Source organism: Vibrio sp. OPT18 (genome assembly GCF_015163615.1).
Lineage (GTDB): Bacteria > Pseudomonadota > Gammaproteobacteria > Enterobacterales > Vibrionaceae > Vibrio > Vibrio coralliirubri.
Genome location: NZ_JADDYK010000063.1, coordinates 125,753 through 142,413, shown reverse-complemented (window position 1 = coordinate 142,413; position 16,661 = coordinate 125,753). Strand labels below are relative to the sequence as shown.

Annotated in this window: 14 protein-coding genes; 2 read left to right on the top strand and 12 right to left on the bottom strand. The window is 45.6% G+C overall.

What is annotated here, in order from left to right:
• The first annotated feature begins 22 nt into the window (after positions 1–22).
• Entirely contained in the window at positions 23–1,660 is a 1,638-nt protein-coding gene (gene pfaD, locus IQQ51_RS17805) for an eicosapentaenoate synthase subunit PfaD (protein ID WP_123311352.1), read from the top strand.
• A 96-nt stretch (positions 1,661–1,756) separates the two neighbouring features.
• On the opposite strand, the gene hflX is transcribed toward pfaD, so the two are convergent.
• The 11 genes from hflX to prmB all read right to left on the bottom strand — a co-directional run bounded on the left by hflX (position 1,757) and on the right by prmB (position 15,322).
• Positions 1,757–3,124: a GTPase HflX gene (gene hflX, locus IQQ51_RS17800; protein ID WP_193841693.1), complete on the bottom strand. Its 1,368-nt coding sequence runs from the start codon at positions 3,122–3,124 to the stop codon at positions 1,757–1,759.
• Positions 3,125–3,350: 226 nt separating this feature from the next.
• Positions 3,351–4,496 (bottom strand): S8 family serine peptidase, encoded by a 1,146-nt coding sequence (locus tag IQQ51_RS17795; protein WP_193841714.1) that lies wholly within the window; start codon positions 4,494–4,496, stop codon positions 3,351–3,353.
• Positions 4,497–4,636: 140 nt separating this feature from the next.
• Positions 4,637–5,749, bottom strand: a complete 1,113-nt coding sequence (locus tag IQQ51_RS17790; protein ID WP_017056923.1) for an ABC transporter ATP-binding protein — start codon at positions 5,747–5,749, stop codon at positions 4,637–4,639.
• Between the two features lie 6 nt (positions 5,750–5,755).
• A complete protein-coding gene (locus IQQ51_RS17785; protein ID WP_050052727.1) occupies positions 5,756–6,613 on the bottom strand; it encodes a carbohydrate ABC transporter permease in 858 nt (285 codons plus the stop codon).
• Positions 6,610–7,548: a carbohydrate ABC transporter permease gene (locus IQQ51_RS17780; RefSeq protein ID WP_009848503.1), complete on the bottom strand. Its 939-nt coding sequence runs from the start codon at positions 7,546–7,548 to the stop codon at positions 6,610–6,612. Before IQQ51_RS17780 ends, IQQ51_RS17785 begins: the two co-directional genes overlap by 4 nt.
• Before the next feature lie 181 nt (positions 7,549–7,729).
• Entirely contained in the window at positions 7,730–8,977 is a 1,248-nt protein-coding gene (locus IQQ51_RS17775; protein WP_193841692.1) for an ABC transporter substrate-binding protein, read from the bottom strand.
• A 111-nt stretch (positions 8,978–9,088) separates the two neighbouring features.
• Positions 9,089–10,534: an ATP-binding protein gene (locus IQQ51_RS17770; protein WP_193841691.1), complete on the bottom strand. Its 1,446-nt coding sequence runs from the start codon at positions 10,532–10,534 to the stop codon at positions 9,089–9,091.
• Between the two features lie 45 nt (positions 10,535–10,579).
• A complete protein-coding gene (locus IQQ51_RS17765; RefSeq protein WP_050621072.1) occupies positions 10,580–11,308 on the bottom strand; it encodes a response regulator in 729 nt (242 codons plus the stop codon).
• Between the two features lie 159 nt (positions 11,309–11,467).
• Positions 11,468–12,925 (bottom strand): protein adenylyltransferase SelO, encoded by a 1,458-nt coding sequence (locus tag IQQ51_RS17760; protein ID WP_193841690.1) that lies wholly within the window; start codon positions 12,923–12,925, stop codon positions 11,468–11,470.
• A gap of 569 nt (positions 12,926–13,494) precedes the next feature.
• The gene (locus IQQ51_RS17755) at positions 13,495–14,136 is read right to left on the bottom strand and encodes a LysE family translocator (RefSeq protein ID WP_193841689.1); all 642 of its coding nucleotides are present in this window, start codon (positions 14,134–14,136) and stop codon (positions 13,495–13,497) included.
• A 253-nt stretch (positions 14,137–14,389) separates the two neighbouring features.
• A complete protein-coding gene (gene prmB, locus IQQ51_RS17750) occupies positions 14,390–15,322 on the bottom strand; it encodes a 50S ribosomal protein L3 N(5)-glutamine methyltransferase (protein ID WP_017060640.1) in 933 nt (310 codons plus the stop codon).
• Positions 15,323–15,384: 62 nt separating this feature from the next.
• Between prmB and smrB the strand changes: the two genes are divergently transcribed.
• On the top strand, positions 15,385–15,915 hold the full coding sequence (smrB, locus tag IQQ51_RS17745; RefSeq protein WP_017633130.1) for an endonuclease SmrB: 531 nt from the start codon (positions 15,385–15,387) through the stop codon (positions 15,913–15,915).
• A gap of 111 nt (positions 15,916–16,026) precedes the next feature.
• Here the strand turns inward: smrB and sixA are convergent, their stop codons facing one another.
• Positions 16,027–16,491: a phosphohistidine phosphatase SixA gene (gene sixA / locus IQQ51_RS17740; RefSeq protein WP_017064097.1), complete on the bottom strand. Its 465-nt coding sequence runs from the start codon at positions 16,489–16,491 to the stop codon at positions 16,027–16,029.
• Between the last annotated feature and the right edge of the window lie 170 nt (positions 16,492–16,661).

The window sequence follows — 16,661 nt, the reverse complement described above, 5'->3', positions numbered from 1 at the left end:
GAGAACTAGGAAAGAATTTAGTATGACAACTCAAACTACAATCAATAACGAAAAGCTATCTCCGTGGCCTTGGCAGATCGAAGAGAACACAACGCGTTTCGATAGCGCTGCAATGTCGACAATTTTGAAAGATTTAAGCCTTGCTTGTTACGTAGTGAACCACCCAGAGAAAGGCCTAGGCGTAAGCCAACAAGCTGAGATTGCATCGGGCGATTCAGCAAGCTCTGCGAACAGCCAGCCTGTTAGCGCCTTTGCTCCCGCTCTTGGTACACAAAGCCTAGGCGACGAAGATTTTCGTCGCTGCCACGGCGTGAAATACGCTTACTACGCTGGCGCAATGGCAAATGGCATTTCATCTGAAGAGTTGGTGATTGCGCTTGGCCAAGCTGGCATTCTTTGTTCATTTGGCGCGGCGGGTTTAATCCCGTCTCGTGTTGAGCAAGCGATTAACCGCATTCAAGCAGCACTGCCAAACGGTCCTTACGCGTTTAACCTGATTCACAGCCCAAGCGAACCCGCACTAGAGCGCGGCAGTGTTGAGCTGTTTTTGAAGCATAAAGTAAAAACGGTTGAGGCTTCTGCTTTCTTAGGTCTAACACCGCAAATCGTTCACTACCGTGCAGCGGGCCTTAGCCGCGATGCACAAGGTGAGATTCAGATTGGCAACAAGGTTATTGCTAAAGTAAGCCGTACTGAAGTCGCAAGTAAATTCATGCAACCTGCTCCGGTGAAAATGCTACAAGCTTTGGTTGATGAAGGTCGAATCACAGCAGAACAGATGGAGCTAGCACAGTTGGTTCCAATGGCGGATGACATTACTGCAGAAGCGGATTCTGGTGGCCACACCGATAACCGCCCTCTGGTTACCCTATTGCCAACGATTCTTGCGTTGAAAGAACAGATCCAAGCTCAGTACCAATTCAAAACACCGCTGCGTGTTGGATGTGGTGGTGGCGTCGGCACGCCTGACGCAGCTCTAGCAACGTTTAACATGGGCGCAGCATACATTGTTACTGGTTCGATTAACCAAGCCTGTGTTGAAGCTGGCGCGAGCGAACACACACGTAAGCTGCTTTCGACAACTGAAATGGCTGACGTGACTATGGCTCCGGCGGCAGACATGTTCGAGATGGGTGTGAAGCTGCAAGTGGTTAAGCGCGGTACTTTGTTCCCAATGCGTGCAAACAAGCTTTACGAGATCTACACACGCTACGACTCAATTGAAGCGATTCCAGTTGAAGAACGTCAAAAGCTTGAGAAACAGGTATTCCGTTCAACACTGGATGATATTTGGGCGGGTACTGTGGCTCACTTTAACGAGCGTGACCCTAAACAGATCGAACGTGCTGAAGGCAATCCAAAACGCAAAATGGCGTTGATCTTCCGTTGGTACTTGGGGCTTTCTAGCCGTTGGTCAAACACAGGTGAACAAGGTCGTGAAATGGATTACCAAGTATGGGCAGGCCCTGCACTTGGCGCATTCAACGCATGGGCGAAAGACAGCTACCTAGATGATTACCAGCAGCGTAATGCAGTCGACCTAGCAAAACACCTAATGCACGGTGCGGCGTACTTGGCTCGTGTTAACTTGCTGACCTCACAAGGTATCAAGCTTGATCCAGAGCTAGCACGTTGGAAACCGACTCAAAGAATGGCATAGTCATTTCAATACAGAGTTAATTAACTCAGCGAATAAAAAAAGCGACCTTATCAAGTCGCTTTTCTTTTGGTCATTATTCTTAAGCTAGCTAAAAGATTAAGACTTCTGCATACGCTTTTTCAGTCGAGCTAAGTCAATTTCACTAGAGCGAACGGTCAACTTAATACACTCGTAATCGTATTCTTCTTTTACCACACTCATGTTTGAGCGAATCTCACCGATGATGCCTTGGCCAGAATAAGGAATCGTGATCTCTTCTTCGATCATGCCTTCTTCAGCAACACCAACAATGTACTTGTGCAGTTTCGTGATATCCAGAGGATCACGAGTTGACGTTAGCATCGCATCTGGGAATTCTTCGATCAGCTCTAATTGCTGCTCTTCAGTCAATCTATCGCACTTATTCAGCACTAATAGTTTTTCGCTGCCTTCAACGCCCACTTGCGCTAATACTTCGTGTACCACATCAAGCTGTGCGCGGAATGAAACATCAGAAGCATCAACCACATAAAGCAGTAATGAAGCATCATGCGCTTCTGCTAGCGTTGAGTGGAATGAAGCAACCAGATCGTGTGGCAGTTTCTTGATGAAACCCACAGTATCCGAAACCAGAATACGCGGTTGAGTGATTGGCTGAAGCGCACGAACCGTAGTGTCTAGCGTTGCGAACAGTTTATCTTCACCCACCACTTCGGTTGCGGTCATTGCACGCATCATCGAAGATTTACCGGCATTGGTGTAGCCCACTAAAGCAACAGTGAAAAGCTCCGCGCGCCTTGTGCGTCGGGTCTTCATTTCATCTTGTACGCTTACTAGTTCACGCTTAAGCGCAGCAATTTGGTCACGTACGTTACGACGGTCTAGCTCTAGTGAAGTTTCACCGGCGCCCTGACCCATTTGACGCTCTTTATCACCCTCAGCCGTTTCACGAAGTCGTGGCACTAAGTAGTTTAGACGAGCGATATCAACTTGCAGGCGAGCAGTACGAGTACGAGCGTGACGGCTGAAGATTTCGATGATGATGCCAGTACGGTCAAATACTTCCACACCCAAACTCGCCTCAACAGTACGCAGTTGAGATGGGCTTAAATCACAGTCAAAGACCACAACATCAGCGGCGCCGTATTGGAAATTGCCCGTTGGAAGATCATCAAAATCTAGCTCGTCGATTTCTGAATCAAATAGACCTGATTCATCAAGGAAGTCTTCATCTTCTGCTTCTTCAATCGAACCTTGGTAACCGGTTAGATGAGCAATTTCCGCAAGCTTACCTGCACCCAACACGTTTTGTCGTTGAGCTGAGCTGTGGTGCTGCGATTGAGTACCAACCACTTTAAACCCTAGGGTTGTTACTAAGCGAGCAAGTTCGGCAAGAGACTCTTTTGCTTCGTCACCTTTGAAGTCCGGTGTCGTAATAGAAATAAGTAAAGCGTTACTAGCTGAGGGTTTTGCTGTTAGTTTCATGTATTCTTCTGTTTATGCACCAAAGTGCAACCTAGTATTTGGTCTAAAGTTAAGTCGATCCTACGCGTTTCTACGTCAGCTTTATATAGCCACATCACACTAAATATCAGCTTTGATGATAATTAACTGTCTACTCGATGATTATTCACAATAAAAAACGACCCATTAGGTCGCTTTTTATTGCCTACAACGGCATTTGTTACACCTACTTAAACTATCAAACAAGTTAATTACTCACTGCAATAGGGTCAGGAGATCCGTCGGGATCATTATTCACATCCCCGTCCAAAGAAAATGAGCCTCCGGTGGCTAACAGTACTCCACAGAAGTGAGGAGCCGCCATTGAGGTACCATTATAAGAAACCGTTCCTCCGCCCGTTTTGGTCGATAACACATCGACTCCAGGTTGAGCGTAATCTACATCAGAGCCATAATTGGAAAAGTAAGCGAAATTATCGTTAGATTCGCCAAATGCGGAAATAGTAAATATATTCGTGCCGTTGGTACTCGCTGGCGTAAACCCACTGGCATCCTGCCCTGAATTACCCGCTGCGATTGAGAAAAATATCCCTTGAGCAGCGGCCGTTTTAATCGCGCCATCCAAGGCGGCTGAATATCCAGCTCCTCCCAAACTCATATTGGCACAGTCACCAGAGTCACCATAACGAGCAACATGATCAACTCCTGCAATCACGCCCGACATTGAACCACTGCCGCTATTATCTAACACCCGTACTGGAATTACCTGTACACCAGGAGCAACACCAACGACATCAAAACCGTCATCACACGCACCAATCGTTCCTGCTACATGCGTGCCGTGACCATTACCATCGCTAGTATTGTTTTTCTTACCGCGAGTAAAGTTTGCCCCTCGAGATTTGTTTACATTTAAATCTGGGTGATTACTGTCAATACCCGAGTCTATAACCCACGCAACAGATGAGGAATTACTCATATCAACAGTACCACCGTTGACTCTGGTTACACCCCAAGGAACCTGCTGAACAGCTCGCTCAACACTATCTCCACCTCCGCCTCGATTAGGTTTACCTCCTCGCGGTAAAGCATGCATGACGATATCAGGCTCAATGTAATCAATCTCGGGGAACCTATTTTTAAGACCTTTGAGAGCTTGCTCTGGGACCTTAACAGAAAACCCTTTCAAGGCATGGCTATATTGATGACCAACTACACCACGCCCATTGGCAACTTCGCGCGCGATATCGTTCGCCCGTGATTCCGATACACTCTGTTTTAAAACGACAATATAACTGTCTCTCAAATCATGATTAACAACAGCAGATACAGGAGAGGAAAGAAGAGCAAGTGACATTGCTCCTACGAGTAATTGGACTCTCATTGCAGACATCCTTTTTATAAAAATTAATCTCCCATCAAGCATAGACTCTACTGAGTTTTTTATCATTAATGTGACAATTAACCTGTCTTGATACAAAAACACCCCATCAAACGATGAGGTGTTTGGTGAAACTAACTTGCTAGTAACACTTAGAAATCGATTCTCGCTTCCGTCTGAGCATCGAAGAATACGGCTTTGGATAGGTCAAAATGCAGCGGTGCCATTTGCCCAACCGACACCTCAAACTCCGGTGACAAGCGACACGCGACTTCTTGGTCATTCACTTTGACCATCGCGATAGTATCTGGCCCTGTCGGTTCCAATACCTCCAGCTGTAAGTCCAGCTTTGTCGAGGCAGAAACATCATCGCCTTCCTGTTCAGTAATGTGTTCTGGACGCAGCCCAATCACCAACTCTTTGCCATCTTGGTCACGCATACTTTGTGGCAAACGAATATGGTGTTCTTGATCTGCGGTACCAACCACTTTAATAATCGGATTCTGTTCCTCATCCAAGTCCACCATGGTTTTAATGAAGTTCATTGACGGTGACCCCATAAAGCCAGCCACAAACATATTGTTGGGTTTGGTGTAGATCTCTTGCGGTGTACCGAGCTGCTGCAGTTCACCATCTTTCATTACTGCGATGCGATCCGCCAGTGTCATTGCCTCGATCTGATCATGGGTTACATAAACGATCGTGGTATTCAGCTTCTGGTGCAAGCGCTTAATCTGATGACGCATCTCAACACGTAACTTGGCATCCAAGTTCGAAAGCGGCTCATCAAACAGATACAGCTTAGGACGACGAGCTAGAGCGCGTCCCATCGCGACACGTTGACGCTGACCACCAGAAAGCTGCGATGGCTTACGATCCAGCAACTGTTCAATTTGCAGCATTTCTGCCACTCGATTTACTTCAGCATCGATCTCGTCCTGAGGCATCTTGCGAATCTTCAAACCGAAAGCGATATTGCCGCGTACCGTCATGTTTGGGTAAAGCGCGTAGGATTGGAATACCATCGCAATGTCGCGGTCTTTAGGTTCAACCTGCGCCACATCTACACCATCAATCACAATCTCACCCGAGCTAATATTTTCGAGCCCAGCAATGGTGTTCATTAAGGTCGATTTCCCACACCCCGAAGGGCCGACAAGTATCAAAAATTCCCCCGAATCGATACTGATGTCGATGCCCTTTAACGTTTCGTTGTCCGCGTTGCGATAGGTTTTACGGATCTGTTTTAAATCTAATGTTGCCATGGGTAATTATCCTTTTACTGATCCTGCCGTTAGGCCACGAACAAAATATTTTCCTGCGAAGACATACACCAACAGCGTTGGCAGTGCGGCGATGATCGCGGCAGCCATGTCGACGTTGTATTCTTTAACGCCTGTACTGGTGTTCACCAAGTTGTTTAATGCCACGGTGATCGGCTGAGTTTCTGAGCCGGAGTAAACCACCCCAAACAAGAAATCATTCCAGATAGCGGTGAACTGCCAGATCACCGTCACCATGATGATTGGCGTTGAGATCGGTAATAAGATCTTGAAGAAGATGGTAAAGAAGCCTGCACCATCGAGCTTTGCCGCCTTGATTAATTCATCAGGAATCGAGATATAGAAGTTACGGAAAAACAGTGTCGTAAACGCCATGCCGTAGATAACGTGGACAATCACCAAGCCAATCGTAGTGTTCGCTAAACCCATCTTGCCGAGCATTGTTGCCATTGGTAGTAGCACCACTTGGAACGGAATAAAGCAGCCAAATAACAACAAACTAAAGAACAGGTTTGAACCTCTGAATTGCCATTTCGTCACCACATAGCCATTGAATGCACCGAGCAGTGTTGAAATCGCAACCGCAGGAATCACCATTTGGAATGAGTTCCAGAAGTAGCCTTTGATACCTTCACATTTCACGCCCGTACAAGCGGTGTCCCACGCTTTATACCAAGCATCAAACACCCACTCTTTAGGCAAGCTCATTAAATTACCCGCCTTGATGTCTGGCAGAGTTTTGAATGACGTCAGCGCCATTACGAACAATGGCATTAGATACACTAAACAGAAGAAAAGCAGTGCTGAATAGATAAAGATTCGAGCAAAGTTGACGTTATTCATCATGACTTTTTCTCCCTAAGTTCAGAGTAAAGATAAGGCACGAGAATCGCTAAGATACCAGCAAGCATCATCATGGCACTGGCAGCACCAAGGCCGATTTGTCCACGAGTAAAGGAGTGCGCATACATGAAGAGCGCAGGAAGATCCGATGAATAGCCCGGACCACCCGCCGTCATTGCGGTCACAAGGTCGAAGCTCTTAATCGCAATGTGTGAGGTGATAATCACCGCACTGAAAACCACTGGGCGCAAGCAAGGCAGAATGATTTTGAGATAAATAGTAGGTAAGCTTGCCCCATCAATTTGTGCCGCTTTGATAATTGATGAATCGATGCCGCGAAGACCCGCTAAGAACATCGCCATCACAAAGCCTGAAGACTGCCAAAGTGCCGCGATAACCAAGGTATAGACCGACATTTCAGAGTCAACCAACCAATCAAATTTGAAGTCAGTAAATCCCCAATCTTGCATCAGCTTTTCAATGCCAAGACCCGGATTAAGAATCCATTTCCACGCCGTACCTGTCACGATAAATGACAACGCCATTGGGTAGAGATAGATAGTTCGAATCGCCCCTTCTTGGCGGATATTCTGGTCAAGCAATACCGCTAAACCAACACCTAGCAAGATAGCAATTGCCATGAACAGAAAACCAAACACACCGAGGTTGGTGATAGAGGTGATCCAACGATCGTTATCCATCAGCTTTTCATATTGGGTTAAACCAACGAAGTTAAAGCTCGGCAGAAATCGAGAGTTGGTGAACGACAGCGCTGCCGTCCAAAAAATGTAGCCGTAGATACAGACCACGGTTACTAACGCGGTCGGCGCCAGTACAATTTTAGGTAACCAATGTTGCAACCTGTCAGCAAAACTTGGTTTCGGTGCAGGCTGGCTCCTTGTGGGTTTTGGAGTCGACTCAGTCAAAACATGCTCCATAACTTATCCTTGTTGCACAATCGAGCCGATGGCTTACCTTTTGGCACCACATCAGCATCACGCATATCAGAATTGGGAGTGAAGAGTAGATAGGCTCCCTACGAGCCTACCCACCCTGGGGGTTCGATAAAGCAACACAATCCGTCACTCACGTGCGTTGTGTGTCACTTATCAAGTTAGATTAGATAGCCGCTTTCACTGCTTTTGCTAACTTAGCTGCCGCTTGTTTAGGATCGGCATCTTTCTCGTTGAAGAAGTTGGTTACCACGTCGTAAATTGCGCCTTGCGCGTAACTTGTCGTCGCTAGGCCGTGAGCCATACTCGGAACAAGGTCGCCAGATTCCGCACTCGCTTTGAAGGTTGCCATAGAGTCCAACGCACATTGGTCGAACTTAGACATATCCATATCGAGACGTACAGGGATAGAACCTTTGTTTAGGTTAAAGACTTCTTGGAAATCTTTAGTAAGAATGGTTTTTGCTAGGTCTTGTTGCGCTTTTTGGTTCTCTTTGTCACTTAGTTCAAAGAACGCAAAGCTATCGATGTTGAAAGTGAATTGGCCATCAGTACCCGGAGCTGGTGCACAGATGTAGTCTTTACCCGGCACTTTGCCTGCTGCAGTAAACTCACCTTTCGCCCAGTCACCCATGATTTGCATTGCCGCTTCACCATTGATAACCATTGAAGTTGCGACGTTCCAATCACGACCTGGCGAGTTGCTGTCGATGTAGTCACGCATCTTTTTGAACTTAGTGAACACTTCCACCATTTTGTCACCAGATAACACGTCCATATCAAGATCAACGAACGCTTTGTTGTAATCTTCACTGCCTAGTACATCAAGTGCTACCGCTTCAAAGACAGTCGCGTCTTGCCAAGGTTGGCCACCGTGAGCCAGAGGAATAAAACCAGCCGCTTTGATCTTGTCTGCCGCCACGAAGAACTCATCTAATGTGGTTGGAACTGTAACGCCTGATTTGTCTAAAACAACAGGGTTAGCCCAAAGCCAGTTAACACGGTGAACGTTGACAGGAACCGCTACATATTCACCGTCCCACTTCATCACTTTAGTGACAACTTCTGGCAGTAGTTCATCCCACTGTTCTTGTTTCGCGGTTGCATCGAGAGACGTTAGAAAACCTAAACCACCCCACTCTTGAATATCATGACCTTTGATCTGCGCGGCAGATGGAGGATTGCCCGACACTGCTCGAGTTTTCAAAACAGTCATCGCACTTTCACCGCCGCCACCAGCAACAGCGAAATCTTTCCAAGTATGGCCTTGTTCTTCAATCATCTCTTTCAGTACAGCTGCGGATTTCGCTTCGCCACCGGCAGTCCACCAGTGAAGCACTTCCACTTCACCAGCTTGAGAAAATGTTGAGGCAGCAAGAAGAGATAGAGTAAGTAGGGTTTTATTGATTTTCATTATTATCTTCCATGTTTTAGCGGACTCGACGTCCGGTTCAATAAAGAGTCTACTTATTTTGATTTTTAGGATTGAAACAAAAGGTAAGCCCTATGTAACATAATTGTTACATTACACTTCTAGGCCTGTTGGGATATAGACTTTGGCTTCTAAGCCACCTTGAGAGGAGTTGCGAATAATGAGATCTCCGCCGTGCCCATGCAGGATATTTCGGCAGATCCCGAGGCCAAGACCGTGTCCTTGATCATCCGTTGCTAACCTAAAGTAAGGTTCAAAAACTAACTCTAGCTTGTCTTCTGGAATACCGAGACCACGGTCTTGAATGGTCACGACCACCCAAAGATCATCACCGCTGATTTCAACAACTGCTGAGGAACCATACTTAACCGCGTTGTCGATTAAGTTGGTGAGTACACGCTTTATCGCCAATGGTTTAGCGACCAATGGCTCAATGACGACCGGCTCGAACTCAACCTTTGTCTGATACTGATTATGCGATTCAATCACAGCAAGCACCATTTCGTTGAGGTCAATAATGGCATTGTTCTCGTGTAGATCGGTGTCTCTTACCGCTTGCAAAGCACCTTTAACCATCATCTCAAGCTCATCGAGATCTTTGTTGAATTTGTCTTTCTTTACTTCACTCTCCAACAACTCTGCACGCAATCTAAGCCGCGTTATTGGTGTCTTTAAGTCATGGGAAATTGCCGAAAAAAGGTGCTCACGGTCGGCAACATAACGGCGAATCCGCTGCTGCATGCGGTTGAATGCTCGGGTTGCGGTGACCAGTTCCGTTGCCCCTTCTTCGTTAAGTGGAGGCTGCTGAATATCCATGCTCATTTCGTTGGCTGCCCTTGCTAGCTTTTTAAGCGGGCGAACTTGGCGGCGAATCATTAAGTAGGTCAACACCAATAGAATCAGCGTTGAAGAGAGTAAAAAGATCACCTGTTCACGACCAAGAATGGTGTCATCAAGTTTTACATAGGGAGCTGGTAACAGTGCGGCAATATACACCCATTCGTGACTGGCTAGCTCTATCTGAACAACCAAAATAGGTGGATTAAGAGGTTCTAACGTTAAAGTATGATGTGCCCACGATCGCGGGAGATCGCTTAAATATATGTCATTTTTAAGCAAACGAAGATGTTCAGGGCGAGAGAAATCTACACGAACTGATTCCACTTTATTGAGCTTGTTACTCAAAACACTTTCTATCGCTTCAATCGAAGCGGTTTTTAAACGGGTATCAGGGATCGGTTCGACAATCAAAGCCTCTTTATTGAAAGAAACAAAGAAGCGCGTACCGCCCATATTGCGGATCTGATCTAATACGATATGACGATATTTGACGGGTAGAGACTGAAAGAAAGTCACCGTCGAGGCAAACATATTGGCCATGCTTTCGGAGGCAGAACGAATCCCTTCCAACTCTTTGTGTTTGGATTCGCTATACCAAATAGACGTTGCGATACCCTGAGCAATCACCACGGCTAACAAGGTCAGTAGCAATGTTCTTGCGACCAAGGAATTGGGTTTTAATCGACTCATCCAGTTCATAGGAAGTACTTCATTGGCAAGGCGTTCATTAACAGCACTTGATTATCAGTGTTCATACTGAACAGGCACAGCGAGGATATAGCCATTGCCGCGCATGGTTTTGATGTAGTGAGGATACTTGCCACTGTCGCCCAATCGGCTTCTCAGGCGACTAAGCTGCACATCAATGCCTCGCTCAAAAGGCAACGCTTCACGGCCTCTGGTAGCGAAAGAGATGGTGTCACGGTCGAGAACTTCGTTAGGACGAGTTAAGAACAACATCAACAGAGAAAAATCACTGCCCGACAAATCCATCTCTTCTGAGTGTTCATTGTGGGAAATTCGATGCGCTAATGTATCAAGCGTCCAGTCCCCAAAAATAATCTGCTTTGGCAATGCATCACTTGGCTTGTCATCCACCACTTGAACGCGGCGCAACAACGCTTTGATACGAGCCATTAACTGACGAGGGCTAAACGGCTTGGCAATGTAATCATCAGCACCAATTTCTAAGCCGATAATCTGGTCGGTTTCATCCGATACGGCAGTAAGCATGATGATAGGCACATTCGATTGCTTACGGACGCGTTGACACAGGGTAAAACCATCGTCACCGGGTAGCATCACATCCAGCAGAATCAGATCTGGATAACCTTGGTTTTGCAGATGAGCTTCTAGTTCAATACCATCTCCCACAGAAGAGACATCGAAACCCGATTTTGTGAGGTACTCTTCCAGCAGCTCGCGGATTTCTTGATCATCATCCACCACGAGAATTCGAGTATTTGTTGGCATCGCCCAAACCTATTAAATTTACAACTTATTCACATAGTGTATAGGCTGGCCGATTGTTTGATTATTGACATGTTTGTAAAGTTAGAAGAACAAACAGATAAAGATCACAACTTAGTGACCTCTACCTGAATCTTTAGGGCTTAATCCGCTATTGGTTGGTTATGAAGAGCAGCTGATCTCCATGGCTTTACCCCACTCAGGAGGTAGAGCCGCAAGGTATTCATAATCCGGGTGTTCCGCATAAGGGTCAGCCAGTACCACCATCAAAGCGTCAATATCGCTGCTATCACCGCGCTCTGCTTTGTCGATAGCTAACTGAGCTAGGTAGTTTCTAAGGATGAATTTAGGGTTTACCTGTCTCATCTTTTCGCAGCGCTCTGCCACTGAGCTCTCTTCCAGTTCACAGCGTTGTAAGTAGTTATCTACCCACAGCTTTGCTGCCTCTCGGTCGATAACCAAATCAATCACTTCTTGCGGCTGCAAGGTATCCAAATTCGACAACGTTCTAAAAAATCTTGGGTAGTCGACTTTGTTTTGCGACATCAGCTCGAACATAGATTCAAACAAACGACTGTCACCGTCTTGTTTCGAAAGCAGCCCCAATTTACGACGCATCATCTGACTGAAATAACCGTTCATTTGTGGTTCGTACTGCTCTAAAGCCGCCTCTAAGTCGGCCTTATCCACCAGCGGAGAAAGTGAGTGAGCCAGTGCCGACAGGTTCCAAAGCCCTATTCTTGGCTGTTGGTTAAAAGCATAACGACCTTGGTAATCCGAGTGATTACAGATCAAGCGAGAGTCGTATTCGTCAAGAAATGCGAATGGACCATAATCGAAAGTTTGCCCGATGATCGACATGTTATCGGTGTTCATCACACCATGAGCAAAACCATTCGCTTGCCACAACGCGACCATTTCCGCAGTGCGATCGACAATCTCATTAAACATGGCAGCGTAAGGCTTCTCTTGATTAAGGCATTCCGGAAAGTGCCATTCAATCACTTTATCAGCCAGTAATTTATGTTCTGCCAACTGATTTGTATAAAAAAGATGTTCAAAGTGACCAAATCGAATGTGGGATTCTGCAGCACGCACCAGTAGCGCCCCCCACTCTTGCTTCTCACGATAAACTGGCGTGTCACTGGTCATCATGGCTAATGCACGTGTGGTTGGGATGTTAAGCCCCGCCATCGCCTCGCTACATAAGTACTCACGAACCGTTGATCGAATAACAGCGCGTCCATCACCCATACGAGAATAAGGCGTTTTACCTGCACCTTTGAGGTGTAAATCGAACGTTTCGCCACTTTTCGCGACAACTTGAGCTAATAATAGCCCTCTTCCATCACCTAAATCCGGGTTATAAGAACCAAACTGGTGGCCTGCGTATTTCATTGCTACAGGCGAAAACTGCTCAGGTTCAACATTGCCAGATAACGTTTCAAGCAATTCCTGTGAAGCATCATCAAATGGCGGAAAGCCTAGTTCATCCGCAAGCTTATGGTTCCATGCGAGCCATTGAACATTATTTAGCGGTGTAGGTTGAATTGGGGTATAGAACAATCGAGGTAATGCAGTAAATCGATTGTTAAATGAAATAGAATCCCAGACAGACATGAGAGATACACTGTAGATAAAAGATAACTTAAGATTATCACAGTTTCGTAACAACTTCAGAAGTGCGATGACGCTTGTTTATAGAGATAAGGTGACAAACCAGTCCACTGAAAGAAGGTGGTGACTTAAGGCAAGGAGTGACAACGAGAAAGTGGCAACTAGGAGTAAATGACTAGGGGAAGCTTGCTAGAAGAAGATGACTAAGAAAAAGTTAAGTGGCTAGCCTGATGAGAAAAGCCACATTTATAAGAGAAAGAGTTCTGACTTTGAAGACTTTTTAACAAGTGATTTCATAATAAAAACTAAAACTATAGAGCCATGAAGCTGACTACATTAGAGCAAGAATACCCACTAGAGAAAGGGTAGAGAAAATCCAAGTACGACTGATTACGCCAAAGTTACTGTGTTGAATCATTTCTTGATGCTGCATATGTCTCTCCTTGAGAACGTGATGGTGTAACTACAATATATCGGCTTTTCGCCAAAAGCAGCAAGCACATTAATATTAACCTTTTATGACAGCACCAAGAATATTCTGTAATCATTCACCTCTCTGATAAAACAGAAAGTTATGCTCGACTGGTCGTCGAAAGCAGTGCACCAGCCCCAATAAAGACACCTCCAGTGACACGATTAAAGACCCTAGCTCGACCTTTCGCAAACAACCAATTTGACGACTTCGCACCCAAGTAGGCATACACCAGTAACCAAGACAATTCCATGACTGCGAAGGTCAAAGCAAACACGGCAAACTGGGGAACCAGAGCGATCGATGGGTCAATAAATTGAGGAAAAAGTGCGGTAAAAAACAGGATAGCTTTGGGGTTACTCGCGCCAACAATAAAGCCACTTAGGTAATGTTGCACAGCACTTTCTTTAACAGATTGAGCACCGCCTTGTTGATTCGACAGGTTGTCATAATCTTGTTGGCTAGAGCGCAGTGACTTCCAGCCGAGGAAGATCAGATAAGCTGCACCAGTCCATTTTATGACATTAAATACCACTTCAGACGAAGCAATAATTACCCCTAGTCCGGTAAACGATAAGGTTAGAATGCCAGTAATCGCTGTTAAGCTGCCCAAGGCGGTAAATATCGATAATTTAAAGCCAGATTGCACACCTTTGGTCATGCACAATAAAGAACTCGGGCCTGGTGATGCCGTTAAGATCAGCACCGCAAATAAATAATAAATCCATGTATCAAAGCTCATCGTGAATCCTCCTTAACTCACTAAAACGACTAAATATTAAACACCAATATGTAATAAGCCCTCATATTAATCAACTAAATATTGCGCTGAACTTCTTCGATATAAAGGCAAACATCTTTAATCTAGGCAATAAAAAACGCCATGCATTGCTGCATGGCGTTTAAATAAAAACGTTTCAAATCGAACGTCTTATTCAGTTTCAGGTTCTAAGCTTACAGCCCGATGACCGGATCATTCGTTTATTAGCTGCAACCTAGTCTTTGTAGATAGAGAACTCATCAGCGCAAGCAACAAGCTGCTCACGAGTGATCATGAATACGCCATGACCACCGTTAGAGAATTCAATCCAAGTGAATGGAATCTCTGGGTATTGATCCATCATATGAACCATTGAGTTACCTACTTCACAGATAAGAATACCATCGTCAGTTAGGTAGTCTGGTGCGTTAGCTAAGATGCGACGAACCAATTTCAGACCGTCTGTACCCGCAGCTAGGCCAAGTTCTGGCTCGTGAGTAAACTCATCAGGCAGGCTGTTCATATCTTCTTCGTCCACGTAAGGTGGGTTAGATACGATCAGGTTGTATTTCTCTTTTGGCAAATCACGGAAAAGATCTGAACGGATTGGGAACACTTGTTGCTCCATGCCGTGATCTTGAACGTTCTGCTCTGCAACTTGCAATGCGTCTGTAGAGATATCAATCGCATCTACTTCAGCGTCAGGGAATGCGTGAGCACAAGCAATAGCGATACAACCGCTACCCGTACACATATCCATGATGCGAGTTGGCTCTTCAGTTAACCAAGGTTGGAATTGAGCTTCGATCAGCTCACCAATTGGAGAACGAGGCACAAGAACGCGCTCATCAACGAAGAACTCAAGACCACAGAACCAAGCTTTGTTGGTTAGGTAAGCCGTTGGTGTACGATCATTAATACGCTTGATTACGCGCTCAACAATACGCAGACGCTCGCTACTCGTTAGACGAGAGTTCATCACATGCGAAGGAACATCAATCGGCAGATAAAGAGTAGGTAAGATAAGTTGTACTGCCTCATCCCACGCGTTATCAGTGCCGTGACCATAAAATAGGCCAGCTGCGTTAAAGCGGCTAACAGTCCAACGAATCACATCTTGAAGCGTGTGTAGTTCTGATACCGCTTCTTCTACAAAAATCTTATCCAAAATTGTCTCCGAAAAGCGCTACAATACTGCTAATTACGTTTCTAATTAGAATTCATAACCTGATGAGCAAAAAAGACACCGACTTCGATGACGATTTCGCCCTGTTCAACGATGCAGTAAAGGGCGTTAAAAAGTTGCAACAGGATACCATAGTCCAGCAGCCAAAAAGAAATGCCAAGCAAAAAGAAATTACTCGAACGGCAAGACAAGCCAGTGATAGCGAGTTTTATTTCTCGGATGAGTTCATTCCGCATCTTAGCGAAGACGGTCCGACACGTTATGCGCGCGATGATGTCTCTAAATATGAGGTCAAGCGCCTACGTCGTGGTGTCTATGTTCCTGACGTGTATCTCGATATGCATGGTATGACTCAACAAGAAGCCAAACGTGAGCTTGGCGCGATGATTGCGCACTGCGTGAAAGAGAGCGTGGCGTGTGCCTGTGTTCAGCACGGTATCGGTAAACACATCCTTAAACAGAAGGTGCCTTTGTGGTTAGCACAGCACCCAGATGTGATGGCTTTCCACCAAGCGCCGTTAGAGTTTGGCGGCAATGGCGCACTATTGGTTCTGTTATCGATTCCTGAGAAATAATTCTGGTTAACGAATTCTCTCTCACCAAAAAACAACAAAGGGCATCCCAATCATATTGAGATGCCCTTTCTAATTATCTGCAACTTTGTCATCAAACAGAGCTCAACGAGCTTATGGATTGATGTTCCAAAGCAACTCACCTTTTTGTGTCTCAAGGTTGAAGTCGATACACGCTAGGCCCGAAGTGGGAAACATAGGCGGCGCCATGCCTGTTGCAAACTCTGCCGTTAGGTAGCCCACTAGAGGTAAATGAGAAACAAATAAAATGGTCTCTAGTTTTTCTACTTCAGCCATTGCTAAGGTCAAATCAAACACATCGTCGGACATTCCATAAGGCGTAATATCATCACAGGTTTCAACTTTCTTTCCAGAAAACGCCTGAGAGATCTCTAACCACGTTTCTTGTGCCCTTAAATATGGGCTCACCAGCACTTTATCGAATTGACTAATCCCCTGCTCATTTGCAGCTTGTGCTACTGCAAGAGAAGCCATTTTCCCGCGCTTGGTCAACGCTCGTTCTGCATCCGAGTTCGCAAAATGTTCTGCTTCACCGTGGCGCATAATGAATATTTTCATGTTCAATCCTGTCTTCGTAACATGTCGAAAGTCGATATATCCCATATATCAGCGAAACGCTACTTAGGTTTGGCTCTCAATCCAGAGAAACCGCAGTCAATATAAATAATTATATCAAGTCACTTGCCAAAGAGTTCGACTTTCTTAACAATCTTGTTAAAAGAAAATAA

What these genes read in the sequence shown, in the direction of transcription:
- pfaD (WP_123311352.1), top strand. Translation starts at nt 23, where the DNA reads ATGACAACTCAAACTACAATCAATAACGAAAAGCTATCTCCGTGGCCT.
- hflX (WP_193841693.1), bottom strand. Translation starts at nt 3,124, where the DNA reads ATGAAACTAACAGCAAAACCCTCAGCTAGTAACGCTTTACTTATTTCT.
- IQQ51_RS17795 (WP_193841714.1), bottom strand. Translation starts at nt 4,496, where the DNA reads ATGTCTGCAATGAGAGTCCAATTACTCGTAGGAGCAATGTCACTTGCT.
- IQQ51_RS17790 (WP_017056923.1), bottom strand. Translation starts at nt 5,749, where the DNA reads ATGGCAACATTAGATTTAAAACAGATCCGTAAAACCTATCGCAACGCG.
- IQQ51_RS17785 (WP_050052727.1), bottom strand. Translation starts at nt 6,613, where the DNA reads ATGATGAATAACGTCAACTTTGCTCGAATCTTTATCTATTCAGCACTG.
- IQQ51_RS17780 (WP_009848503.1), bottom strand. Translation starts at nt 7,548, where the DNA reads ATGGAGCATGTTTTGACTGAGTCGACTCCAAAACCCACAAGGAGCCAG.
- IQQ51_RS17775 (WP_193841692.1), bottom strand. Translation starts at nt 8,977, where the DNA reads ATGAAAATCAATAAAACCCTACTTACTCTATCTCTTCTTGCTGCCTCA.
- IQQ51_RS17770 (WP_193841691.1), bottom strand. Translation starts at nt 10,534, where the DNA reads ATGAACTGGATGAGTCGATTAAAACCCAATTCCTTGGTCGCAAGAACA.
- IQQ51_RS17765 (WP_050621072.1), bottom strand. Translation starts at nt 11,308, where the DNA reads ATGCCAACAAATACTCGAATTCTCGTGGTGGATGATGATCAAGAAATC.
- IQQ51_RS17760 (WP_193841690.1), bottom strand. Translation starts at nt 12,925, where the DNA reads ATGTCTGTCTGGGATTCTATTTCATTTAACAATCGATTTACTGCATTA.
- IQQ51_RS17755 (WP_193841689.1), bottom strand. Translation starts at nt 14,136, where the DNA reads ATGAGCTTTGATACATGGATTTATTATTTATTTGCGGTGCTGATCTTA.
- smrB (WP_017633130.1), top strand. Translation starts at nt 15,385, where the DNA reads ATGAGCAAAAAAGACACCGACTTCGATGACGATTTCGCCCTGTTCAAC.
- sixA (WP_017064097.1), bottom strand. Translation starts at nt 16,491, where the DNA reads ATGAAAATATTCATTATGCGCCACGGTGAAGCAGAACATTTTGCGAAC.